24 protein-coding genes are annotated in these 22,846 nt (G+C 65.2%); 6 read left to right on the plus strand and 18 right to left on the minus strand.

Going from position 1 to position 22,846, the window contains the following annotated elements; genetic code table 11:
- Positions 1-78 precede the first annotated feature (78 nt).
- The 3 genes from ttcA to OKW29_RS34475 form a co-directional block, all read right to left on the minus strand.
- Positions 79-1,080: a tRNA 2-thiocytidine(32) synthetase TtcA gene (ttcA, locus tag OKW29_RS34465; RefSeq protein WP_429294083.1), complete on the minus strand. Its 1,002-nt coding sequence runs from the start codon at positions 1,078-1,080 to the stop codon at positions 79-81.
- 3 nt (positions 1,081-1,083) lie between these two features.
- Positions 1,084-1,479 carry a dihydroneopterin aldolase gene (locus OKW29_RS34470; RefSeq protein ID WP_090802589.1) on the minus strand — a complete coding sequence of 132 codons (396 nt, stop codon included), beginning with the start codon at positions 1,477-1,479 and terminating at the stop codon, positions 1,084-1,086.
- Between the two features lie 91 nt (positions 1,480-1,570).
- Positions 1,571-2,398 carry an SDR family oxidoreductase gene (locus OKW29_RS34475; protein WP_429294084.1) on the minus strand — a complete coding sequence of 276 codons (828 nt, stop codon included), beginning with the start codon at positions 2,396-2,398 and terminating at the stop codon, positions 1,571-1,573.
- 13 nt (positions 2,399-2,411) lie between these two features.
- Between OKW29_RS34475 and OKW29_RS34480 the strand changes: the two genes are divergently transcribed.
- Positions 2,412-3,614, plus strand: coding sequence for a class I SAM-dependent methyltransferase (locus tag OKW29_RS34480; protein ID WP_429294085.1), 1,203 nt, complete (start codon positions 2,412-2,414; stop codon positions 3,612-3,614).
- A gap of 31 nt (positions 3,615-3,645) precedes the next feature.
- Positions 3,646-3,840, plus strand: coding sequence for a DUF2905 domain-containing protein (locus OKW29_RS34485; RefSeq protein WP_018418711.1), 195 nt, complete (start codon positions 3,646-3,648; stop codon positions 3,838-3,840).
- A gap of 34 nt (positions 3,841-3,874) precedes the next feature.
- Here the strand turns inward: OKW29_RS34485 and OKW29_RS34490 are convergent, their stop codons facing one another.
- The 4 genes from OKW29_RS34490 to OKW29_RS34505 form a co-directional block, all read right to left on the minus strand.
- Positions 3,875-5,107: a multifunctional CCA addition/repair protein gene (locus OKW29_RS34490; RefSeq protein ID WP_429294086.1), complete on the minus strand. Its 1,233-nt coding sequence runs from the start codon at positions 5,105-5,107 to the stop codon at positions 3,875-3,877.
- Positions 5,104-5,757: a glutathione S-transferase family protein gene (locus OKW29_RS34495; RefSeq protein WP_429294087.1), complete on the minus strand. Its 654-nt coding sequence runs from the start codon at positions 5,755-5,757 to the stop codon at positions 5,104-5,106. Before OKW29_RS34495 ends, OKW29_RS34490 begins: the two co-directional genes overlap by 4 nt.
- 27 nt (positions 5,758-5,784) lie before the next feature.
- A complete protein-coding gene (locus tag OKW29_RS34500; protein WP_429294088.1) occupies positions 5,785-6,738 on the minus strand; it encodes a complex I NDUFA9 subunit family protein in 954 nt (317 codons plus the stop codon).
- 82 nt (positions 6,739-6,820) lie between these two features.
- Positions 6,821-8,788 carry a transglycosylase SLT domain-containing protein gene (locus OKW29_RS34505; protein WP_429294089.1) on the minus strand — a complete coding sequence of 656 codons (1,968 nt, stop codon included), beginning with the start codon at positions 8,786-8,788 and terminating at the stop codon, positions 6,821-6,823.
- 77 nt (positions 8,789-8,865) lie between these two features.
- Here OKW29_RS34505 and OKW29_RS34510 point away from each other — a divergent pair, with 77 nt between their 5' ends.
- Positions 8,866-9,408, plus strand: a complete 543-nt coding sequence (locus OKW29_RS34510) for a 5-formyltetrahydrofolate cyclo-ligase (RefSeq protein WP_429294090.1) — start codon at positions 8,866-8,868, stop codon at positions 9,406-9,408.
- 51 nt (positions 9,409-9,459) lie between these two features.
- Here the strand turns inward: OKW29_RS34510 and OKW29_RS34515 are convergent, their stop codons facing one another.
- A complete protein-coding gene (locus OKW29_RS34515; RefSeq protein ID WP_018418717.1) occupies positions 9,460-9,972 on the minus strand; it encodes a winged helix DNA-binding protein in 513 nt (170 codons plus the stop codon).
- A 210-nt stretch (positions 9,973-10,182) separates the two neighbouring features.
- Here OKW29_RS34515 and pxpB point away from each other — a divergent pair, with 210 nt between their 5' ends.
- From pxpB to pxpA, 3 genes are read left to right on the plus strand one after another with little or no spacing between them, the layout of a single operon-like run.
- On the plus strand, positions 10,183-10,836 hold the full coding sequence (gene pxpB, locus OKW29_RS34520) for a 5-oxoprolinase subunit PxpB (protein WP_429294091.1): 654 nt from the start codon (positions 10,183-10,185) through the stop codon (positions 10,834-10,836).
- Positions 10,833-11,885 carry a biotin-dependent carboxyltransferase family protein gene (locus OKW29_RS34525; protein WP_429294092.1) on the plus strand — a complete coding sequence of 351 codons (1,053 nt, stop codon included), beginning with the start codon at positions 10,833-10,835 and terminating at the stop codon, positions 11,883-11,885. Before pxpB ends, OKW29_RS34525 begins: the two co-directional genes overlap by 4 nt.
- Before the next feature lie 20 nt (positions 11,886-11,905).
- Positions 11,906-12,658, plus strand: coding sequence for a 5-oxoprolinase subunit PxpA (gene pxpA, locus OKW29_RS34530; RefSeq protein WP_429294093.1), 753 nt, complete (start codon positions 11,906-11,908; stop codon positions 12,656-12,658).
- Positions 12,659-12,777: 119 nt separating this feature from the next.
- On the opposite strand, the gene OKW29_RS34535 is transcribed toward pxpA, so the two are convergent.
- The 10 genes from OKW29_RS34535 to OKW29_RS34580 form a co-directional block, all read right to left on the minus strand.
- Positions 12,778-13,056 (minus strand): hypothetical protein, encoded by a 279-nt coding sequence (locus tag OKW29_RS34535; RefSeq protein WP_429294094.1) that lies wholly within the window; start codon positions 13,054-13,056, stop codon positions 12,778-12,780.
- The gene (locus OKW29_RS34540; protein WP_429294095.1) at positions 13,053-13,439 is read right to left on the minus strand and encodes a DUF2778 domain-containing protein; all 387 of its coding nucleotides are present in this window, start codon (positions 13,437-13,439) and stop codon (positions 13,053-13,055) included. Before OKW29_RS34540 ends, OKW29_RS34535 begins: the two co-directional genes overlap by 4 nt.
- Positions 13,360-13,689: an Hcp family type VI secretion system effector gene (locus OKW29_RS34545; RefSeq protein ID WP_429294096.1), complete on the minus strand. Its 330-nt coding sequence runs from the start codon at positions 13,687-13,689 to the stop codon at positions 13,360-13,362. The genes OKW29_RS34540 and OKW29_RS34545 overlap by 80 nt, the downstream gene beginning before the upstream one ends.
- Positions 13,690-13,903: 214 nt before the next feature.
- Positions 13,904-15,154 (minus strand): TraB/GumN family protein, encoded by a 1,251-nt coding sequence (locus OKW29_RS34550; protein WP_429294991.1) that lies wholly within the window; start codon positions 15,152-15,154, stop codon positions 13,904-13,906.
- Entirely contained in the window at positions 15,147-16,166 is a 1,020-nt protein-coding gene (locus OKW29_RS34555) for a peptide ABC transporter ATP-binding protein (protein ID WP_090802569.1), read from the minus strand. Before OKW29_RS34555 ends, OKW29_RS34550 begins: the two co-directional genes overlap by 8 nt.
- Complete coding sequence (locus tag OKW29_RS34560) at positions 16,163-17,167, minus strand: ABC transporter ATP-binding protein (protein ID WP_429294097.1); 1,005 nt, start codon at positions 17,165-17,167, stop codon at positions 16,163-16,165. The genes OKW29_RS34555 and OKW29_RS34560 overlap by 4 nt, the downstream gene beginning before the upstream one ends.
- A 2-nt stretch (positions 17,168-17,169) precedes the next feature.
- The gene (locus tag OKW29_RS34565; RefSeq protein WP_429294098.1) at positions 17,170-18,087 is read right to left on the minus strand and encodes an ABC transporter permease subunit; all 918 of its coding nucleotides are present in this window, start codon (positions 18,085-18,087) and stop codon (positions 17,170-17,172) included.
- A gap of 6 nt (positions 18,088-18,093) precedes the next feature.
- Complete coding sequence (locus OKW29_RS34570) at positions 18,094-19,104, minus strand: ABC transporter permease subunit (protein ID WP_429294099.1); 1,011 nt, start codon at positions 19,102-19,104, stop codon at positions 18,094-18,096.
- A 155-nt stretch (positions 19,105-19,259) separates the two neighbouring features.
- Positions 19,260-20,891, minus strand: coding sequence for an ABC transporter substrate-binding protein (locus OKW29_RS34575; RefSeq protein WP_429294100.1), 1,632 nt, complete (start codon positions 20,889-20,891; stop codon positions 19,260-19,262).
- Between the two features lie 205 nt (positions 20,892-21,096).
- On the minus strand, positions 21,097-22,755 hold the full coding sequence (locus OKW29_RS34580; protein ID WP_429294101.1) for an ABC transporter substrate-binding protein: 1,659 nt from the start codon (positions 22,753-22,755) through the stop codon (positions 21,097-21,099).
- Between the last annotated feature and the right edge of the window lie 91 nt (positions 22,756-22,846).

Below are 22,846 nucleotides of genomic sequence, written 5' to 3' on the forward strand. Positions count from 1 at the left end.
CGCAGACGCGGCCTCGGCAGGGCTTGCAAGCCAGCGGAAAAGCGCCGGAATGCCGCCGGAACAGGCACTTTTCGCTCGTTACAGGTCGTCGAACTGGACCAGCGAAATGGTCTTCGCACCGGTGAGCGGCGCGCCTTCGTCGCCGCTCGAGCATGGTTCTTCGTCGAACGCGATGTCACCTTGCGGGTCGGCTTCGCCGCTCGCGCGCAGCCCCGCGAACGCGAACAGCTGGTGATCCATCAGATGCGACGGCACCACGTTCGACAACGCATTGAACATGTTCTCGATGCGGCCCGGGAAACGCTTTTCCCAGTCGCGGACCAGCGCCTTCATTTCCGCGCGCTTAAGGTTTGGTTGGCTACCGCACAGATTGCACGGAATGATCGGGAATTCACGCAGCTCGGCGTACTTCTCCAGATCGGTTTCCTTCACGTAGGCGAGCGGCCGGATCACGATGTTCTTGCCGTCGTCCGATTGCAGCTTGGGCGGCATGCCCTTCAACTTGCCGCCATAGAACAGGTTCAGCAGCAGCGTTTGCAGGATGTCGTCGCGATGATGGCCGAGCGCGATCTTGGTCGCGCCGAGCTCGCCGGCGACGCGATACAGGATGCCGCGCCGCAGCCGCGAGCACAGCGAACAGGTGGTCTTGCCCTCCGGCACGAGCCGCTTGACGATGCTGTAGGTGTCCTGATTCTCGATGTGAAACGGGATGTCGAGCTGGGTCAGATACTCGGGCAGCACGTGCTCGGGGAAGCCCGGCTGCTTCTGGTCGAGGTTTACCGCGACGATGTCGAAATTGATCGGCGCGCGCTCGCGCAGCCGCATCAGGATCTCGAGCATCGCGTAACTGTCCTTGCCGCCTGACAGGCACACCATCACCTTGTCGCCGTCCTCGATCATGTTGTAGTCGCCGATCGCCTGGCCGACCTGGCGCGCGAGACGCTTGAAGAGCTTGTTGTTCTCGTACGCTTCCTTCTGCTCGCGGCGCGTGAGCGGCGATTTCGGGGCGCGGGCGGCGCTCGGTGCCGCGGTGGCGTCAGCGGCTTCGTTGTCTGCGGTCAGGATTTCCGGTGCGTTCATCGCTCAGTCCTCCTTGATGCGGAAGACTTCGACGCCGACCGCATCGCAGTCCGGATACACGTCCGGCTTTTCGGTCGACACGCGCGCGCCGCGCACCTGCGGATGTTCGAGCATCGCGCGCACGAGGTCGTCGCACAGCGTTTCCTGCAGATGAATATGGCCTTGCGAGACGCGCCTCGCGATCGTCGAGCGCATGAAGTCGTAGTCGACGACTTCGGTGAGCTTGTCATGCACCGGCGTGGACATCGCGAGCGGCACGAACAGTTCGACGTTGATCACGACGCGCTGCTCGCCGCGCTTTTCGAAGTCGTGCACGCCGATATTGATGTGCACTTCGTAATTGCGCAGAAAAAGCCGGCGGCAATCGGCGAGCCGGGGGTGCGAAAGAGCGGCAAACATGTTCGTTCCAGTCCAAAAAAGCGTGCGGGGCACGCAAAGGGGCGCTTCGCCACACGCGTTGGCCGCCTCGAAGGCCGGCCACGCGCGCGTGTCAGGCGCCCGTCAAAAACATCACGTCGCGCGGCAGAGGCACGAGATGCTGCCCGCCGTCGACCACCAGCGTCGTTCCGGTAACGCCGGCTGCATCCGCGAGATACAGCGCGGCGGCGACGATATCCTCGGGCCGCGACGCACGGCCAAGAGGCGTCATACGGTGAGCGGCCTCGAACCCGTGCTGGGTCTGGTCGCCCGATTGCATGGTCAGCCCGGGCGCGAGCCCGACCACCCGGAGCTTCGGCGCGAGCGCCTGAGCGAGCGCGACCGTCGCGGTCTGCAGCGCCGCCTTCGACAGCGTGTACGACAGATAGTCCGGGTTCATGTTGTACAGCTTCTGATCCAGCACATTGATGACGACGCCGCGCTGGCTTTCGTCGCGCAATGCCGCATCGGGCGTCGCGTCGTAAAGCATGCGCGCGAGCACGAGCGGCGCGCCAACGTTCATCGCGGTCAGCTTCAGCAGCAGCTCGTAGCCGACGTCGCGCGCCGTGTCTTCCTCGAAGCGCGACGCGTTATTGACGATGCACGACGGCCGCCCGAGCGCAGCGGCGCAGTCCGGCAGCAGCCGGGCGACCTGCGCCTCGTCGCCGAGCTCAGCGTGCAGCGCGACCGCGCGGCGGCCCAGCGCGACGATCTGCGCAACCACTTCGTCGGCGTCCTCACGCGAGGCACCGTAGTGCACGGCCACGTCCCAGCCGCGCGCGGCGAAGCCGAGGGCGAGCGCGCGCCCGATGCGGCGCGCGGCGCCCGTAATCAGCACGACGCGGGGCGTTTCGGGCGGCAGTTCAGCCGCGCGGGCAGCGGTGTCCGGAGAAACGGTCATTTACAATGCGGGGATGAATCCCAAAGCTCACCAACCCGATAGTTTACCTGCTCCCGGCCCGAGCGCGCTCGCGCAGTCCGACGCGCTCGTCGCCGAGATCCGCGCGCAGCTCGACGCGGCCGGCGGCTGGCTGCCGTTCGACCGCTACATGGAGCGCGCGTTGTACGCGCCGGGTCTCGGCTACTACAGCGGCGGTGCGCGAAAATTCGGCCTGCGCGCCGACGACGGCAGCGACTTCGTCACCGCGCCGGAATTGTCGCCGCTGTTCGCCGCGACGCTCGCGCGCCCGCTCGCCGAAGCGTTGGAGGCGAGTGACACGCGCGATGTGATGGAGTTCGGCGCCGGCACCGGCAAGCTCGCCGCGGGCTTGCTCAATGCGCTCGACACGCTCGGCGCCGAGTTCGACAGCTATTCGATCATCGATCTATCGGGTGAGCTGCGCGAGCGGCAGCGCGAAACGATCGCGGCGGCCGCGCCCGCGCTGCTCGCGAAAGTGCGCTGGCTCGATGCGTTGCCGCAGCGTTTCGAAGGCGTGGTGATCGGCAACGAGGTGCTCGATGCGATGCCGGTGCGGCTCTTCGCGCAAAACGGCGGTGTCTGGCGCGAGCGCGGCGTGGTATGGCGCGACGGCGCCTTCGCGTTCGACGACCGGCCCGTCGCGGCTGCCGCCGACCTCGCGCTGCTGACCGAAATCGATGCGACCCGCGAACCGTCCGGCGACGACTACGTGACAGAAACGCACGAAGCCGCGCGCGCCTTCACGCGCACCATCTGCACGATGCTAGCGCGCGGCGCGATCTTGCTGATCGACTACGGTTTTCCGCGCCACGAGTACTACCACGACCAGCGCGCGCAGGGCACGCTGATGTGCCACTACCGGCACCGCGCGCACGGCGACCCGTTCCTGTACCCCGGTCTGCAGGACATCACCGCGCACGTCGAATTCACCGGCATCGCCGAGGCGGGCGTCGAGACCGGCGCGGACCTGCTCGGCTTCACATCGCAAGCGCGCTTTCTGCTGAACGCGGGCGTCACCGAGGTGCTCGGCGAAATCGATCCCGCCGACGCCGCGCGCTTTCTTCCCGCCGCCAACGCGGTACAGAAGCTGCTGTCCGAGGCGGAGATGGGCGAGCTCTTCAAGGTGATCGCGTTTTCGCGTGGACTCGACGATACGCTGCGCGCCTTTTCGAGCGGCGATCGTTCGCATACGCTGTGATTGTGAATCCGCTCTGGCTCGAGGACTCGCGATGATTCGCTGGCTTTTGACGACCTTCGTTGCCGTCGCGGTGCTGTCGTCGTGCTGGCCGTGGCTGAGGAAGCTCGGCATCGGCCGGATGCCCGGCGACGTGACCTTGCGGCTGTTCGGCCGCGAGTATCCGTTTCCGTTCATGTCGACGCTGGTGCTGTCGATGCTGTTGTCGCTGTTGGCGCGGGTGTTGTAGGCGCCGTCGCGCGCTACTTTACGCCCGCGCGACGTCAAGCCAGCGCAGCCTCTACCGCACGCACGCGCTCCTCATGCACGGCGTCCTTGATGCCGGCCGGCGCATCGGCGAGCCGCTGCGCCACTGCCCCTGCATCCACGCCTCGCGCGGCCACCAGTGCAAGCCTCAGCCGCTCGGCCTGCGGGTACTCGCTCGTCTCGAGGCCGAGCCGCCCGCGTGCATCCGACTCGCAGGCCTGCAGCGCCTCGGCGAAGCGCGCCGGCTTCCTGATCGCGTCGCTGCGCTCGAGCAGGCGCACCAGAGCCGCCGCCCCCATCTCCATCACGCGATGAATATTGCCGTGCTCGCGCGCGACCAGCACCGCCAGATCACGGCACTCGTTCGGCACGCGCAGCCGCTCGCACAGCGGCTTCAGCAAATCGACGCTGCGGCCCTCGTGGCCGATGTGCCGCGGCAGCAGGTCCTCCGGCGTGGTCGCCTTGCCGAGGTCGTGCGTCAGCGCCGCGAAGCGCACCGGCAGCGTGTAGCCCTGCTGCGCGGCATGGTCCAGCACCATCATCACGTGGACACCGGTATCGACCTCGGGGTGATAGTCGGCGCGCTGCGGCACGCCGAACAGCGCGTCGATCTCCGGCAGAATCCGCGCGAGCGCGCCGCAGTCGCGCAGCACGCCGAACATCCGCGACGGCTTCTTCTCCATCAACCCGCGCGACACCTCCTGCCACACGCGCTCGGCCACCAGCGCATCGGCTTCGCCGTCGGCGACCATCTCGCGCATCAGCGCCAGCGTTTCCGGCGCGACCGTGAAATCGACGAAACGCGCCGCGAAACGCGCGATGCGCAGAATCCGCACCGGATCTTCGAGGAACGCATCGCTGACATGGCGAAAAAGCCGCGCCTGCAAGTCAGCCTGGCCGTTGAACGGATCGATGACCGGGCCGGTCAGCTCGCCGTCCGGACGCACCTCGCGCGCCATCGCGTTGATCGTCAGATCGCGGCGCGCGAGGTCTTCTTCGAGCGTCACGTCGGGCGCATAGAAAAACTGGAAGCCGTGATAGCCGGCCGCCGTCTTGCGCTCGGTGCGCGCGAGCGCGTACTCCTCCTGCGTCTGCGGATGCAGGAATACCGGAAAGTCCTTGCCCACCGGCCGATAGCCCTGCGCGACCATCTGCTCGGGTGTCGCTCCCACCACCACGTAGTCGCGGTCCTGCACCGGCACGCCGAGCAGCTCGTCGCGGACCGCGCCACCTACTGCATAGATGTTCATGGGCATTCGTCTTGATAGGCGATCCCGTGCGTTTCGCGGCGCGAGGCGTCGATCCATGCATTGACCGCGGGCAGCTCGGTGAGCCGCTCGACATAGGCGGCTGCGGTCTCCGACAACGCCGGCTTCCACGTGTTGAAGCGCATCGCGACCGGTGCGAACATCGCGTCGGCAATGCCGAATTCGCCGAACAGGAACGGACCGCCGTAGGTCTCGAGGCAGTCGCGCCAGATCGTCTCGATCCGCGCGATATCGGCGAGCGCGCCCGGCGTCGCGTTCTTGCCCGGGAACGACGCACGGATGTTCATCCACATCTTCGAGCGCAACTCGCCGAACCCCGAATGCATCTCGGCGCTGACGCTGCGCGCATGCGCGCGCGCCGCCGCGTCTCGCGGCCACAGCGCGTGTTGCGGGAAGCGCTCGGCGAGCGTTTCGGCGATCGCCAGCGAATCCCACACGGCCTGCCCGGCGTCGTCGATCAGGCACGGCACCTTGCCCGGTCCGCGCGGCGCCTGAGCGCGGATCTTCGCATTCGTGTCCGCTTCGTACAGCAGGATCAGTTCCTCGTCGAACGGAATGCCGAAGTGCGTGAGCAGCAGCCACGGACGCATCGACCACGACGAATAGTTCTTGTCACCAATCAGCAGTTTCATACTTGTTATCAGGTAGAGGGAAAGGCTTCAGCGCCCGGCGTTGGCGCGGAACGTGTCGAGTCGCGAACCCGAGGCAGCACCGGTCAGGTACGTCGGCACGATCGCTTCGATGCTGACCGGTTCGAGTCCGAGCTCGGGCGCGAGCGGCCCGCTCAGAATGTTGGCGACCTTCATCGAATCGAGATTGTCGCGCGAAATCACCGGTTCGCCCGGCGCCAATTCGAAGCTCAACGCCTGCAGGCGCGCGAGCGGCTCGGGCAGACGGATGATGCGCGCATGCTTGCCGATCACGTCGCCGCAGTACGAAACCAGGTCTTCGAGCGTGTAGACGGTCGGGCCGCCAAGCTCGTAGGTGCGGCCGCTCGCGCCATCGAGATCGAGCACGTTGACGATCGCCTTCGCGACGTCGCCGACGTAGACCGGTTGGAACTGCGCGTCCGGCATCGCGAGCGGAATGGCCGGAAACACGCGCTGCAGGAACGCGAACTTGTTCAGAAACGCGTCCTCGGGTCCGAACACGACGGACGGCCGGAAGATCGTCCACGCGACGTTGGCCGCATGCACGGCTTTCTCGCCGTCGGCCTTCGAGCGCGAATACATGCTCGGGCCGTTCGGATTGGCGCCTAGCGCGCTCAGATGAATCAGCCGATGCACGCCCTTGCCTTCGCAGGCGGCGACGATGCGCGTCGGCAGCTCGACGTGCGCATGCGCGAACTCCCGCCCATAGGGCTTGCCGCGTTTGCAGTTCAGGATACCGACGAGATTGATTACGCAATCCGCGCCCTCGACGAAGCGCGCGAGTTGCACCGGATCGAACACGTCGGTTTCGAGCACGTCGATCGGCAGCATGGTCAGATGTCGCGCGTTGTAGCGTCGCCGTGTGGCGACGCGCACGTCCTTGCCCATCTCGACGAGCGCGTTGACGAGGTAGCTGCCGATGAACCCTGAACCGCCGATGACCGCGATGGCTTGATGTCGCATTTTTCGACTCCCTGACGGAAGCCGCGGCAACGGCTGGCGAAGCGCGCCGCAACCTCGAAGCGAGATTGCGGCGCCAAGGCGCTTACGGTGCGATGTAACCCAGGCGCGCCTTCAGCGATTGCGGACGGCCTTCGAACAATGCCGCGTAGTAGACCGTGTTGGACAACACATTTTTCACGTAGTCGCGAGTTTCCTGAAACGGAATCGCCTCGGCGAAGACCGCGCCTTCGACCGGGCGCTGCAGCGACTGCCGCCAGTTGCGCGGACGGCCCGGACCTGCGTTGTAGCCAGCGGTGGCCAGCACGGCGGACCCGTCGAACTGATTGTAGATCATCGCCAGGTAGTTCGTGCCGAGCAGGATGTTGGTGTCGATGTCGTTCATCTGCTCGCGCGACACCGGTCCCAGACCGATCTTCTTCGCGACCAGTTGCGCGGTGGCGGGCATCAGCTGCATCAGTCCGCCCGCGCCGACGCCAGAGCGCGCGTTGATGATGAAGCGCGACTCCTGGCGAATCAGCCCGTACGCCCACTCGACGTCGAGCCCGCTCGACTGCGCGTCCTGCTCGACGATGTTGCGGAACGGCGATAGATAGCGCAGCGAAAAATCGTGCTCGCTCTTCGTGCGGTCCGCGGTGTTGACGGTGCGGTCGTACAGCTCGATGCGGCGCGCGTACTCGGCGGCGGCGAGCAGTTGCCGGTCGGACATGTTGCGCAACGGCCAGTTCCACTCGCGATTGCCTTCGAGCCGCAGATTCAGCCCATAGAAGCGCTGCGCGAGATCGAAGCCCGGCGTGGTGCCGGCTTGCTGCACTTCTGCGTCGGTCACGGTGGTTTTTGGCGGCACGGTGATCTTCTGGCCGAGCTCTTCGAGCGCGAGCTGGCCGTAGAAGTTGAAGTTCGACGCGATCGACTGGAATTCCTGACTGGCCGTGGCCGTGTCGCCGGCCTGCTTCAGCGCGCGCGCGTGCCAGTACACCCACGATGATTGCTTGCGCAGCGACTCGGGCATCTGCTCGATCGACCAGCGCACCATGTTCCAGTCGCCTGCGAGCAGCGCGCTGCGTGTGCGCCATTCATACGCGGGATTCGACAGCGGCGCGTTGGCCGACAGCCGGAACCAGTCGACCGCGCCAGGCATCTGCTTGAGCGCGCCCTGATAGCCGATCGTGCCCCAGCCGATCGCGCGCTCCGGCGAATTCAGCGACGGCGCGACCGACGCGAACGTGGCCGCGGCCATGGCCGGATCGTTGCGCGCCATGCGCGTGATGGCGAGCAGCGCCAGCTGGTGCGATTGCGCATCCGGTCCGACGCCGCGCGCGAGCAATAGCGGCGGCGCATTGGTCGCCTGGCTGAACAGCACCGGGTCGGGCGGCTGGTCGCCGAGCGCGTCGACGAGCTTGCTGCCGGTGCTCGTGTAGTTCTGCTCGTACGCGAGACGAATTTGCGCCCAGATGTCGTCGGCGCTGAACTGGTGGTTCACGCCGAGCACCGTGATCAGATCGACGCAGCCGTCGCCGTACCACTTCGGCTCGACGAGCAGCGCGCGCGCCGCGTCCGCGACGTTCTCGCCGCGCGACGCGCGCGATTCGAGCGCGTAGCACTTGACCTGAGTGTCGTCGTCGAGCACGAACTTCGCGTACTGCTGGTCGAAGTTGCGCCAGTCGTGACGCGTGCCGAGCACCGTCAGGTAGTCGTTGCGCATGCGATCGGCGATCGCCTGGCCGTCGTACTTCTGCAGGAACGCGAGCACGGGCGCGTCCGGCGCGTCGATGCGCGCATGGCCGGTCGAATCGAACAGCTGCGGCTTGATCTGGAAGTACTCCAGATACGAGGGCGCCGGATAATCCGGGATCATGCTCGCGAGTTGGGCTGCGCGCGCCGCGTCGTTAGTACGCGAGGCTTCGCGAAGCTGGACGAAAATCTGGTCGTCGTTCGTGAGTTGCGAGATCGGAAGGGGCTTGACGGCCGAGGCAGTGCTGCAGGCCACGAGTGCCGCTGCGGCAAGCGCGATACTGGCCGCGCGATATACTCGAAAAAGGCGTTTTGACATCGTTGTTTCTGGAGCGCGAATTGGACCCAAGCATAGCATGCAACCCTGTCCCGGCAACGAAAAAGGCGCTGCGCCGGATGTTGCTGGAAAGCCGTCTGCAAGCGGCTTCCGAGCCGGCGAAGAATGCCGCGCTCGGGCGTCGGATGCTCGACGCGCTGAAGCACTACGCGGTACGCAGCGCCGGATTCTACTGGCCGCTTGCCGGCGAGTTCGACGCGCGCGGGGCGATTTCGATCTGGCTTGCCGCGGACTCGCACCACGAAGCCAGTCTGCCAATCATTAAAGAACGTGGCATGGCGCTCGAATTCCATGCCTGGACGCCCGCGACGCCGATGAAAATCGGCCATCACAAGATTGCCGAGCCCACCTCGGGGCGCGTGGTGCTGCCCGAGCTGCTGTTCGTGCCCTGCGTGGGTTTCGACTCGGACGGCTACCGCCTCGGCTACGGCGGCGGCTATTACGACCGCACGCTGGCCGGCTGGCCGGCGGCGCACAAGCCGATCACGGTCGGCATCGCCTACGAAGCGTGCCGCACCGACACGCTGGAACGCGAGGCGCATGACATTGCGCTCGATCTGATCGTCACAGAGGCGGGGTTTCATCCGGCGCTGCCGGGCTGAACGCGCGATGCGCGGCGTGTGACGCGCCGGCGCTTGCGCGGTGCTTCGTCGTTACAGCGAAGCCGCCGCGCGCGCCGCCGTGTCGTACAGGCCCGACGCATTGCGCATCAACTGCGCGGCCTCGCCGATCTGCTGGTTGGTCAGGCCGCTTTCCTTGAGCGTCGAGATCAGGCAGTTTTCGCGCACCTCGCGATACTTCAGGCATAGTTCGCGGCCCGCGTCGGTTGCGGAAAAGAACACTTCCTTGCCGGTCTTTTCGCTTTTTACGTACCCTCTAGCTACGAGCTTTTTCAACGCGTACGTCGCGACGTGCGTGTCCTCGATGTTCAGCACGAAGCAGATGTCCGCGAGCTTCTTGCGGCGTTCGCGATGGCTCACGTGATGCAGCAGCGACACTTCGATCGCGGTCATGTCCTTGTCGCCCGCCGCCGACATGCAGCGCACCATCCAGCGGTTGAACGCATTGCCCGCCATGATCAGCGCGTATTCGAGTTCCGAGAGTTCCGCGCTGCTCTCGGAGACGAGATGTTCCGACGAAACGATCTTGGTGGGATGACGCGTCATACGAGGTTCCCGTGACGAAAATGGGCTGGAAAAGTGTCGCAAGTGTACGACGATGCTCGCCGCCGACGAGCCTGGCAAAAACGCTTATTGGTAAATCGTCGATATTTTATTGATAATGTACGCTCCAAACGTCGCCGACTCCGTGCCGGGCATGCGCCAACGCACCGCGCTGTCCGCCTCATCCTCCGACTCGATCCGGGCCGCCCAGTCATGAGCCAACCACGAATTTTTCCCCTCGGCGATGCCGCGCTCGTCTGCGAAGCGCCGCCGCCCGCCACGCTGGAGTGCCAGCAGCGCGTGTGGGCTGCGGCCGAAGCCGCGCGCGACTGGCCGCAGGTGCTCGAAGTCGTGCCCGGCATGAACAATCTGACGCTCGTGTTCGACCCGCTCTCGACCGACGCCGACGCGCTCGGCGAGCAGTTGCTGACGGCCTGGAACGCAGCGGCCAAAGCCGTCGCGCCCGGGCGCGACGTCGAGATTGCAGTGCAGTACGGCGGCGCATTCGGCCCCGATCTGCGGGCGGTCGCCGAACATACGGGCTTGAGCGCGCGCGAGGTCGTCGAACGTCATGCGGGCGGCGCCTACGTGGTGTTCTTTCTCGGCTTCCAGCCCGGCTTCGCCTATATGGGTGGGCTCGACACCGCGCTGTACACGCCGCGCCGCGCGTCGCCGCGGCTCGAGGTGCCGGCGGGCTCGGTCGGCATCGGCGGCGAGCAGACTGGCATCTATCCGGCGGTGTCGCCGGGCGGCTGGCAGCTGATCGGCCGCACCGAGGTGCCGCTGTTCGATCCGGCGCGCCGTCCGCCCACGCTGCTGCAGCCCGGCGACCGGGTGCGCTTCACGATCGCGGGGATGCACGCATGATCGACGTGATCCGCGCGGGTCTCCAGACCACGATCCAGGACCTTGGCCGCCACGGCTATCGGCATCTCGGCGTCGCGATGGGGGGGGCGCTCGACCGGCTGTCGCTCGAAGTCGGCAACCGGCTGGTCGGCAACCGCCCCGACGCGGCCGGCCTCGAAATCACCTTCGGCCCGACCGTGCTGCGCTTTTTACGCGCGACGCGCGTCGCGATCACCGGCACCGAGTTCGGCGCGACGCTCGACGGCAAACCCGTCTATTCGTTTTGGAGTCTGCCCGTGCAGGCCGGCCAGGAGCTCGTGCTGCACGCGGCGAAGCGCGGCATGCGCGGCTATGTCTGCGTGGCGGGCGGCATCGACGTGCTGCCGATGCTCGGCTCGCGCAGCACCGACCTCGCCGGCCATTTCGGCGGACTCGGCGGCCGCGCGCTCAACGACGGCGACCGTCTGCCGGTCGGCGCGCCGCAGCAGCGCGGCCACCTCGGCTTCACGCCCGAGGCGCCCGAGTTCGGCGTGAAGGCGCCCGCCTGGTGCAAGTTCGTGCTGGTCAACGAGCCGCTGCGGCGCGGTCGTCATCCGTCGGGCGTGCCGTGGGCCATACCGATCCGCGTGCTGCGCGGCCCCGAATACGACAGCTTCACCGCGGATGCACAGCAGTCGTTCTGGTCCGACGACTGGCTCGTGACGCCGAACAGCAACCGCATGGGCTATCGCCTTGCCGGTACCGAGCTGAAGCGCACGCACAAGACTGACCTGCTGTCGCACGCGGTGCTGCCCGGTACGGTCCAGGTGCCCCCGAACGGTCAGCCGATCGTGCTGATGAGCGACGCGCAGACCACCGGCGGCTATCCGAAGATCGGCGCGGTGATACAGGCCGATCTGTGGAAGCTCGCGCAGGTGCGCCTGAACGGTGCTGTCCGTTTCATCCCGACGACGCCCTACGAAGCGCGCCAGGCTTTGCTGGAAGAACGCACGTATCTGCGGCAGATCGATGCCGCGATCGCGATGCATGAAGAGCGTTGCGCGCGCCGGGTGGCGCTCGCGGCGCTGTGACACTAAGTAAAGGAATCCCCATGGAAATCGATCTGAACGCCGATCTCGGCGAAGGCTGCGGCTCCGACGAGGCGCTGCTCGCCCTCGTGAGCTCGGCCAACATCGCATGCGGCTGGCATGCGGGCAGCCCCAACGCGATGCGCGACTGCGTGCGCTGGGCCGTGCAGAAAGGCGTGTCGATCGGCGCGCATCCGAGCTTCAACGATCCCGAGAATTTCGGCCGCAAGGAAATGGATCTGCCGGCGGGCGAGATCTATGCGGGCGTGCTGTATCAGCTCGGCGCGCTGTCGGCGATCGCGCAGGCCGAGGGCGGGCGCATCGCGCACGTGAAGCCGCACGGCGCACTGTACAACCAGGCCGCACGCGACGCGAAGATCGCTGACGCGATAGTCTCCGCGGTGCACGATTTCGATCCGTCCGTGGTGGTGTTCGCGCTCGCCAACAGCGGGCTCGTGAGCGCCGCGCGCAACGCGGGCCTGACCGCGATCGAGGAAGTGTTCGCCGACCGCGGCTATCGCGCCGACGGCTCGCTCGTGCCGCGCAAGGAGCCGGGCGCGCTGCTCGACGACGAGGACGAAGTGCTCGCGCGCACGCTCGTGATGATCCGCGAGCAGCGCGTGAAAGCCGTCGATGGACAGTGGGTGCCGTTGAACGCGCAGACCATCTGCCTGCACGGCGACGGCCCGCATGCGCTGGCGTTCGCGCGACGCATTCGCGGCGCGCTCGCCGACGCAGGCATCGAAGTGCATGCGGCGGCCGCCGCGCGCGTGTGAGCGTTCGCATCACCGTCGATCACACCGCACGCCGATCCGATCCGGCGGTTCCTTTCATATTGACGAGGTGCTGGCCATCTGACGCAGTACCTCGTCGTCCGAAAGCTGCTGCTGTCCAATCAACGGTGGCGCGGCCGACGCAAATGACTAACGATCGCTAACAGAGCGACGGCCAATATCAAGGAGACCAGAAAACTGACAACGAGCAATGTTGCGACGATGATGTCCGTGTTGTTTTCTCCGCCAACCGAATCCAGCACCTTGAAAAGCGGAGCAAAAAACTCAGAGCCCGCGCCGCTCGCAAACCATTCATCAATACCCGGCATGCGGGCAATTCCCACTGCGATGGGAAGCGTCAGCGCCAGTGCGAGCGCAATACCAATCAGCGCCTTTTTCATTTCACGTTGATCGTGCCGTAGTATCTGGTCATCGTTCCGGGAATGAACGCGGGCGGCTGTGCTTTCAGGTATGACCGCAGCGCCTTGAATTGCTCGCGGGACGAAAGCGTAATACAACCGTCGCTTTCTCCGGATCGTCCTACCGGGTGCAACCGAAAGCTACCGCGTCGCACACCGTCTACGAACGTCCAATCATCAATGTGTTGATCATTGCGGTACAGAGCAAACCATTCCGCGCGGTGCGTGTCCGCCAATAAGTCTTTGGCAGCATCCCAGAGCCAACCGAAATGCCCCCCACTTTCCCTATCGACGATGTAGTACTCGCCTGCGGAGATGGCGCCAGCGCTTACCGCGAGGAACGCCGCCGGTCCTTCGCACCGCAAGTTTCGCTTCGGAGATATGCTCTCCGGAGAAGCAGTATTTCGCCAGATTCGGACTGGCACGGTCCATCAGATGAGTAAATTCAAGGTCGGAGACAGTGGCAGTTGGGACATGTCGGCTTGAACCGGCGAGCATCCCGGTCGGTTGTGTAACTTGCCAGCGCCATCCGATTACATCGATCTCGTTGAGATGAGCCGCGTCCTGCGATTCGCCATCGATACCATCGATCTTGATAAAGATGTCCTGTTCCATCCTTGGATCTCCTTCCTGTTAGTCGCTTGCGAAAAAAGTTCTGACGAAGCTAACAGGCACAGGATGCAACACGACTCGGACTCCGCCGAGAAATGCGCCAGAGATTCACGGCGCTGATCGCGATGGCCTGGCTCAGCACGGCGATCGCGCTATACGGTGGTCTGCAGTTGCCTTCTGATTGATCCCGCCGCTACGGCCGCAGTCTCGAACCGACTCAACCCGCCTCAACCACGAAGCCGTGCTGCCGCAACAGCTGCAGCACGCCCTTCGGCCCACCCAGATGCAGCGCGCCGATCGCGACGAACAGCGGCTTGTTCGGCGCGGCGAGCTGCAACATTCTCGCGACGAAGCGGCGATTGCGCTCGTAGACGATCCGGTTGTCGATCGAATTGGAGACGCGCGGGTCGCGCGCGAGCTTTTCCGATTTGGCAGCCTGCCACGCGGCGATCGCATCGGCATCGCCGACCCGCCACAGCCGGTGCAGCGTGCGCACGTCCTCGACGTTCTGCGCGGGCGTCTGCACCAGATCCTGCGCGAGCATCTCCCGCTGCTGCGCGGCCGACAGTCCGGTGAACGCGCGCATCTGTTGCGCGAGCGTTTCGAGTCCGACGATCTTGCCGCGCGTCTTCAGATAGACGTTCTGCAATTGCGCTTCGGTGCCGTATTCCGTTTGCAGACCCGCAGACAGCGAGTCGTAGGTCTCGACCACCAGCGACGCGAGCCACGGCCGCATCTTTTTGATCGCATCGAGCGCGGCCGGGTTGCCGCGCAGCCGCAACGCGAGCTTGTGCCACAGCGGCTCGGGCAGCAGACCCGGCAGGCAGTCGTGCTTGCACACGCCGTACTTCGACACGTCGTCCTGCGACACCAGCAGCTCGTCGGGCGACAGTTCGAGCGCGAGCGTCGGCGACGCGGCGAGCGCCGCGAGGATCGGCGCGCGGAACGGCTGCCCCGCCGGATAGTCGGCGGGATCGCCGACGTGCAGCGTGCCGAGCACGTAGATCGTCGTACTGCCGCGCGTCGCGACATAGAACGGCGTGCGCGCCGGTTGCTGGCGCACCGGGCCGCTCGCCGTGGTGCCGGGGACCGGGGGCGGCGCAATCGACGGCGGTGGCGGGCTTGGCACCGTGACGGCAGGACGGGCCGCCTGGGCTGGCGCCCTGGCCGCCGCGCCGGCCGCGTGAGCGATGCAGGGTACGGCCGCGCCGACCGACAGCGCGCAGCCTACGCGAAATAAAGCGGACAGCGACGCGGGAAGAAATACGGAGAAAAAGGCGCGCGCCAGCGCATGAACAAACGCGCAGAGAAACGTGCGAAAAAACTTGCCGGCGAACCTTCCAGCAAATGCGCCGCAGGGCGCGGCGCCTCCCAGCGCACGCGCCCCGCGGCGCCGCGCGAAGGCGGCTATCCAGCCGCCCTCACACAAGCGGCGCGCAAGACGACGCGCCGCCACCACATCAGGCATCCACGTCCCCCACCTCTTCAGCGCGGTGACAGGAGACCAGGCGGCCATCCACTTCTCGCAGCTTCGGCTCCTCGCTGCGGCAGCGGTCGATCACGTACGGGCAGCGCTGATGGAACGTGCAGCCCGACGGCGGATTCAGCGGCGACGGCATTTCGCCTTGCAGCTTGATCTTGATCGTGCGGTCGGCCTCGAAGATCGACGGGGTCGCCGACATCAGCGCGCGCGTGTACGGATGGCGCGGCTTCGAGAAGATGCGCTGCTTGTCGCCGAGTTCAGCGACGCCGCCGAAGTACATGACCATCACGTCGTCGGCGATATGCTCGACCACCGACAGGTTGTGCGAGATGAACACGTAGCTCGTCTTGAACTCGTCCTGCAGGTCCATGAACAGGTTCAGGATCTGCGCCTGGATCGAGACGTCGAGCGCCGAGACCGGTTCGTCGGCGACCACGATCTGCGGATCGAGGATCATCGCGCGCGCGATCGCGACACGCTGACGCTGGCCGCCGGAGAACATGTGCGGATAGCGCTTCGCGTGCTCGGGCCGCAGGCCGACCGTGCGCATCATCTGCGCGATGCGCTCGGCGCGCTCGGTCGCGCTCATCTGCGTGTTGATCGCGAGCGGTTCGCCGAGCGTCTGCTCGACGGTCTTGCGCGGATTGAGCGACGCAAACGGGTTCTGGAACACCATCTGCACGCGGCGCCTGAGCGCCGCGATCTTCTCGTGATTCGCGCCGGCCACGTCCTCGCCGTCGATCAGCAGGCGGCCCGCGCTCGGCGTTTCGATCATCGTCAGCTGACGCGCGAGCGTCGACTTGCCGCAGCCGGACTCGCCGACTACCGCCAGCGTCTTGCCGCGGTCGAGCGCGAACGACACGCCGTTCAGCGCCTTCACCGTGCCGTGCGCGAACATGCCGCGCTTGACCGTGTAGTAGCGCGCGAGCTGGTCGGCGACGAGCACGTGATCGCCAGTACGATCCGACTGGCGACGGGTTTCGGGTACTGCGCTCATCGGGCGCCTCCTTGCGTGTGAACGTTGGCGTCCTTCTCGAGGTTCAGCGGCTTGATGCAACGCACGCGCGTGAGCTCGGCGTGCGCGGGCAGCGGCGCGAGCGCGGGGCGGGCCTTCATGCAGTCGTCGACCACATACTTGCAGCGCGGCGCGAACAGGCAACCCCTGGGCCGGTCGTCGCGGCCCGGCACCATGCCCGGCAGCGCCGCGAGCCGCACCGCGCCGACGTTGTGCTCGGGAATCGCGGCCAACAGCGCTTCCGTGTACGGATGATGAGGCGCGGCGAAGATGTCCGGCACCTTGTTCGTCTCGATCACCTCGCCCGCATACATCACGGCGACGCGCTGCGCGACCTCGGACACCACGGCCAGATCGTGCGAAATCAGCACGAGCGCCATGCCGCGTTCCTTCTGCAGGCGCATCAGCAATTCCATGATCTGCGCCTGGATCGTCACGTCGAGCGCGGTGGTCGGCTCGTCGGCGATCAGCAGCTTCGGGTTGCAGGCGATCGCCATCGCGATCATCACGCGCTGGTTCATGCCGCCCGACATCTGATGCGGAAACGAGCCGATACGGTTCTTCGCGTCCGGAATGCCGACCTGATCGAGCAGTTCGAGCGCGCGTTTGTCTAGCGCGCTGCCGCGCAGGCCCTCGTGCAGCTTCAGCACTTCCTTGATCTGATAGCCGACCGTGTAGCTCGGGTTCAGGCTCGTCAGCGCGTCCTGGAACACCATCGCGATGTCCTTGCCGATGATCTTGCGGCGTTCCCTCGCGGAGGCCTTCAGCAGGTTCTTGCCGTCGAACGTGATTTCGTCGGCGGTGACCTTGCCGGGCGCGTCGATCAGGCCCATCAGCGCCATCATCGTCACGCTCTTGCCCGAGCCCGATTCGCCCACCACGCCGACCACTTCACCGGCCGCAACGTCGAGATTGATGCGGTCGACCGCCGGCAGACCGCCGAAGTTGACCGCGAGATTGCGGATGGTCAGTAGATTGCTCATGGTCAGGCCATCCGTTTCAGTTTGGGGTCGAGCGCGTCACGCAGCCCGTCGCCGAGCAGGTTGATCGCAAGCACCGAGATCAGGATGGACAGGCCGGGCATCGTGACGATCCACCATGCGCTGTCGATGTAATCGCGCGCCGACGCGAGCATCGCGCCCCACTCCGCCAACGGCGGCTGCACGCCGAGGCCGAGGAAGCCGAGCGCGGCGGCATCGAGAATCGCCGACGAAAAGCCAAGGGTTGCCTGCACGATCAGCGGCGCGGTGCAGTTCGGCAGCACCTGCGAGAACATCAGCCGCAACGTGCTCGCACCCGCGACGCGTGAAGCGGTCACATACTCCTTCTGCAACTCGCCCTGGGCGGACGCGCGCGTCAGACGCACATAGCCCGGCAGCGCGACGATCGCGATCGCGAGCATCGTGTTGACGAGACCCGGACCGATGATCGCGACCACTGCGACCGCAAGCAGCAGCGACGGCAGCGCGAGCAGCACGTCCATGATGCGCATGATCGGCGTGTCGGCCCATTTCTCGAAGAACGCGGCGACGAGGCCGAGCACGACGCCCGGAATCAGCGCGAGGACCACCGAGACGAAGCCGATCCAGAACGACAGCCGCGCGCCGTACATCAGACGCGAAAGGATGTCGCGGCCCGCTTCGTCGGTGCCGAGAATGAACTTCCAGTTGCCGCCGTCGAGCCACGCCGGCGGGATCTTCACGGAGTCGCGGTATTGCTCGATCGGGCTGTGCGGCGCGATCAGCGGCGCGAAGATCGCGATGAAGACCAGCACCAGCACGATGATGCCCGCGCCGACCGCACCGCGGTTGCGCGAGAAGTTCGCCCAGAATTCGCGTGCCGCGATGCCGCGGCCGCTCGGCGGGGTAACCGCTTGGGGGACGGTGTTTTGAATGTCAGCCATCGTGATTTACCTCGTATGGCGAATGCGCGGGTTGAGCACGCCGTACAGCAGATCGACGACGAGGTTCACGACGATCACCAGCGTGGCGATCAACAGGATACCGCCCTGCACGACCGGATAATCGCGCCGGCCGATCGCGTCGATCAGCCACTTGCCGATGCCCGGCCATGAAAACAGCGTTTCGGTCAGCACCGCGCCCGCAAGCAGTGTGCCGACCTGCAGGCCGATCACGGTGACGACCGGAATCAGCGCATTGCGCAGCGCATGCACGACGATCACGCGTCCCGGCGACAGCCCCTTCGCGCGCGCGGTGCGGATGTAGTCCTCGCGCAGCACTTCGAGCATCGACGAGCGCGTCATGCGCGCGACGACCGCGAGCGGAATCGTGCCGAGCACGATCGCGGGCAGGATCAGGTGACTGAGTGCGGATTTGAACGCGCCTTCGTCGGTGGACATCAGCGAGTCGATCAGCATGAAGCCGGTCACGTGCGGAATGTCGTATTCGACCGCGATGCGGCCCGACACCGGCGTCAAGCCGAGCTTGACCGAGAACACCATGATGAGGATCAAGCCCCACCAGAAGATCGGCATCGAGTAGCCGGTCAGGGCGGTGCCCATCACGCCGTGATCGACCACCGTGCCGCGCCTCAGCGCCGCGAACACGCCCGCCGGCAGGCCGACGATCAACGCAAACAGCATCGCGCAGAACGACAGTTCGACGGTGGCGGGAAAGCGCGCGAGGAATTCGCCCATCACGCTCGTGTTGGTGATGATCGAAGTGCCGAGGTCGCCGTGCACGGCACGGACGATGTAGTGGAAGTACTGCAATGGCAAGGGCTCGTCGAGCCCGAGGCGGTGCATCGCGGCCGCATGCATGGCCGGATCGACGCCGCGCTCGCCCATCATCACTTCGATGGGGTCGCCCGGGATCAGGTGAATCAGCGCGAACGCGAGGATCGTGATGCCGATGAACGTCGGTATCACCATGCCGATGCGGCGCAAAACGAAGCGGAACATGGTTCGCTCCCATGGTACTGGTGATGAAAAAACGCAACCGGCGACGAGGGCTCGTGACCCCGGTCGCCGGACCATTTCGACCAGTTTTCTAACCGTGCGAAAAGTGTACTGTGTTGCGGCGTACTGTACTGCGGCCTACTGCGCGAACTTTACGATTACTTGACGCTGACGCCGTCGAAGCGCGCGTAGCCGAGCGGTTCGATGCGCATGTCGACCACCTTCTTGCTGACCGGCTGATAGACGGTCGAGTGCGCGATCGGCGAGAACGGCAGTTGCTGCGCGAAAATATATTGCGCTTCGCCGTAGATCTTCGTGCGCGTCGCCACGTCCGAAGTCGTGCGGCCCTTCTGGATCAGATCGTCGAACGGCTTGTAGCACCACTTCGAGAAGTTGTTGCCGTTGATCGCCTCGCAGCCGAGCAGCGTGCCGAGCCAGTTGTCCGGATCGCCGTTGTCGCCGGTCCAGCCGATCAGCATCGTGTCGTCTTCGCCCGCGTGCGCGCGCTTGATGTACTCACCCCATTCGTACGTGACGATCTTCGCCTTCACGCCGATCTTCGCCCAGTCCGCCTGGATCATTTCCGCCATCAGACGCGCGTTCGGGTTGTACGCGCGCTGCACCGGCATCGCCCACAGCGTGAGGTCGAAACCGTTCGGGTAGCCCGCCTTCGTCAGCAGATCCTTCGCCTTGGCCGGATCGTACGAGGCGGCCGGCAGGTTCTTGACGTACGACCATTGCGTCGGCGGCATCGGGTTCGTGGCCAACTGGCCCGCGCCCTGGTAGACCGAGTCGATGATCGCCTTCTTGTTGATCGCCATGTCGAGCGCCTGACGCACTTCAAGCTTGTCGACCGGCTTGTGCGTCACGTTGTACGCGAGATAGCCGAGGTTGAAGCCCGGCTGCGACGGCATGTCGATGTTCGGCTCGGCCTTCAGCGGCGCGATGTCGGCGGGGCGCGGATAGCTCATCACCTGGCATTCGTCGCGCTTGATCTTCTGCACGCGCACGCCGGCATCCGGCGTGATCGAGAAGATCAGCTTCGAGATTTTCACCGCGCCCGGCTTCCAGTAGTCCGGGTTGCCGTCGAAGCGGATCGTCGCGTCCTTCGTGTAGCTGCGGAAGATGAACGGACCGGTGCCGACCGGGTACTGGTTGATGTCGGCGGCCTTGCCTGCCTTGAGCAGCTGATCCGCATATTCAGCCGACAGGATCGACGCGTATTCCATCGCCAGATTCTGGATGAACGGCGCGTTGACTTCCTTCAGCGTGAACTTGACCGTGTACGGGTCGACTTTCTCGACGCTCGTGATCAGCTTGTCGAGGCCCATGTCGGTGAAGTACGGGAACTGCACCGGATACGCCTTGCGGAACGGCTGGTTCGGGTCGAGCATGCGCTGGAACGAGAAGACCACGTCGTCCGCGTTGAATTCGCGCGTCGGCTTGAAGAACGAGGTGGTCTGGAACTTCACGCCATGACGCAGATGGAACGTGTAGGTCTTGCCATCGGGCGACACGTCCCACTTCTCCGCGAGGCCGGGCTCGACCTTGGTGCCGCCGCGTTCGAACTCGACGAGGCGGTTATAGACGGTGAACGTGTTGGCCGTGAAGTCGACGCCCGTCGTGTATTGGGCCGGATCGAAACCCGCGGGACTGCCTTCCGAGCAGTAAACGAGGGTTTTGTTCGGGATCCCAGCGGCCTGCGCGCTCGTGACGCCAAGCAGGGATGCCGCTGCGGCAGCGACGAGCGTGGACCTACGCGCGACGCGCAACAGATTGTTTTGCTTCATGTTTCCTCCAGGTTCGGGGCCGGCTTGCGCCGGCGTAGCGGGATATTACTTGAGCTTGGGCCGGCTACCAAGCGGAGCAAAATCCCTCTGTTGACGACAGGAAACACTTCGTGCAAACGTTTGACCACGGTTTTGTCACGGGCCGGGCGGGCTCATTCGAGCCGCCCGGCGACGAATGCGGCGCAAAAAAGCGCGCCGCGCCCGCTTATTTCACCCCAACTTCCAGGAATTGCGTCGGCCCGAACGGATCGATCTTGAAGCCTGTCACGTTCTTGCTGATCGGCTGATAGACGGTCGAATGCGCGATCGGCGTGAACGGCACCTGGTCCTTGAAGATCTCCTGCGCCTGCGTATAAGCCTTGGTGCGATCGGCCATGTTGGTGGTGCTGCGGCCCTGCTTGATCAGATCGTCGTAAGGCTTGTAGCACCACTTCGAGAAGTTGCTGCCGTTGACCGCGTCGCAGCCGAGCAACACGCCGAGCCAGTTGTCAGGGTCGCCGTAGTCACCCGTCCAGCCGATCAGCATCGCCTGATGCTCGCCGGCGTGCGCGCGGCGAATGTACTCGCCCCATTCGTACGTGACGATATTCACCTTGACGCCGATCTTCGCCCAGTCCGCCTGCAGCATTTCGGCCATCAGGCGTGCATTCGGGTTATATGGGCGCTGTACCGGCATCGCCCACAGCGTCAGCTCGAAGCCGTCGGGGTAGCCCGCCTGCTTCAGCAGCGCTTTCGCTTTGTCGACGTCGTAGGGCGCGTCCTTCAGGTTCTTGTCGTAACCCCATTGCGTCGGCGGCATCGGATTGGTCGCTGCCTGGCCCGCGCCCTGGTAGACTGCTTCGATGATCGCCTTCTTGTTGACCGACATGTCGAGCGCGCGGCGCACGAGCACGTTGTCGAGCGGCTTTTTGGTCGTGTTGTACGCGATATAGCCGAGGTTGAAGCCCACTTCGCTTGGCATCGCGAGCGACGCATCGGCCTTCACGGTGGGGATGTCGGCCGGGCGCGGATAGGACATCACCTGGCATTCGCCGCGCTTCAACTTTTGCAGGCGCACGGCCGGATCGACCGTGATCGCGAAGATCAGCTTGCCGAGCTTCGCGACGCCCGGCTTCCAGTAGTCGGGATTGCCGTCGAAGCGGATCGTGTCGTCCTTCGTATAGCTGCGGAAGATGAACGGACCGGTGCCGACCGGGTACTGGTTGATGTCGGACGCCTTGCCCGCCTTCAGCAGCTGATCCGTGTATTCAGCTGACAGGATCGACGCGAACGGCATCGCGATCTGCTGCAGGAACGGCGCGTCGACTTCCTTCAGCGTGAAGCGCACCGTGTATGGATCGACCTTCTCGATTTTGGCGATGTTCTTCGCGAGACCGAGGTCGTTGAAGTACGGGAAATTGACTGGATACGCCTTGCGGAACGGGTTCTCGGGATCGAGCATGCGTTCGTAGGTGAACACGACGTCGTCCGCGTTGAATTCGCGGGTCGGCTTGAAGTACGACGTGGTCTGGAATTTGACGCCGTGGCGCAGATGGAACGTATAGGTGAGGCCGTCGGGCGACACGTCCCACTTTTCGGCGAGTCCTGGCTCGATGTCCGTGCTGCCGTGCGCAAATTCGACGAGCCGGTTATAGACCGTGTACGAGCCGGCGCTGAATTCGACGCTGGTCGTGTATTGCGCGGTATCGAAACCCGCCGGGCTGCCTTCGGAGCAGAACACCAGCGTCTTGTCGGGCAGCGTGGCCGCCTGCGACGCGGCGGGCGCGAGGCCGCTCGTGGCGACCGCGAGCGCGGCGAGAGCCGGCAGGCAGAACTGGTGAAGCGCGAACAGCCGGTGTGCCGCAGTCTTTCTTGTCACTGTCATATCGTCCTCCGCACAGCAGCCGGGTTGGCTGCGTTTCGATGATAGACAGCACAAAAATGCGCTTCAACAGGGACTTACCACGCTATTTGGG

The organism is Paraburkholderia sp. CI3 (assembly GCF_050436505.1).
Lineage (GTDB): Bacteria > Pseudomonadota > Gammaproteobacteria > Burkholderiales > Burkholderiaceae > Paraburkholderia > Paraburkholderia tuberum.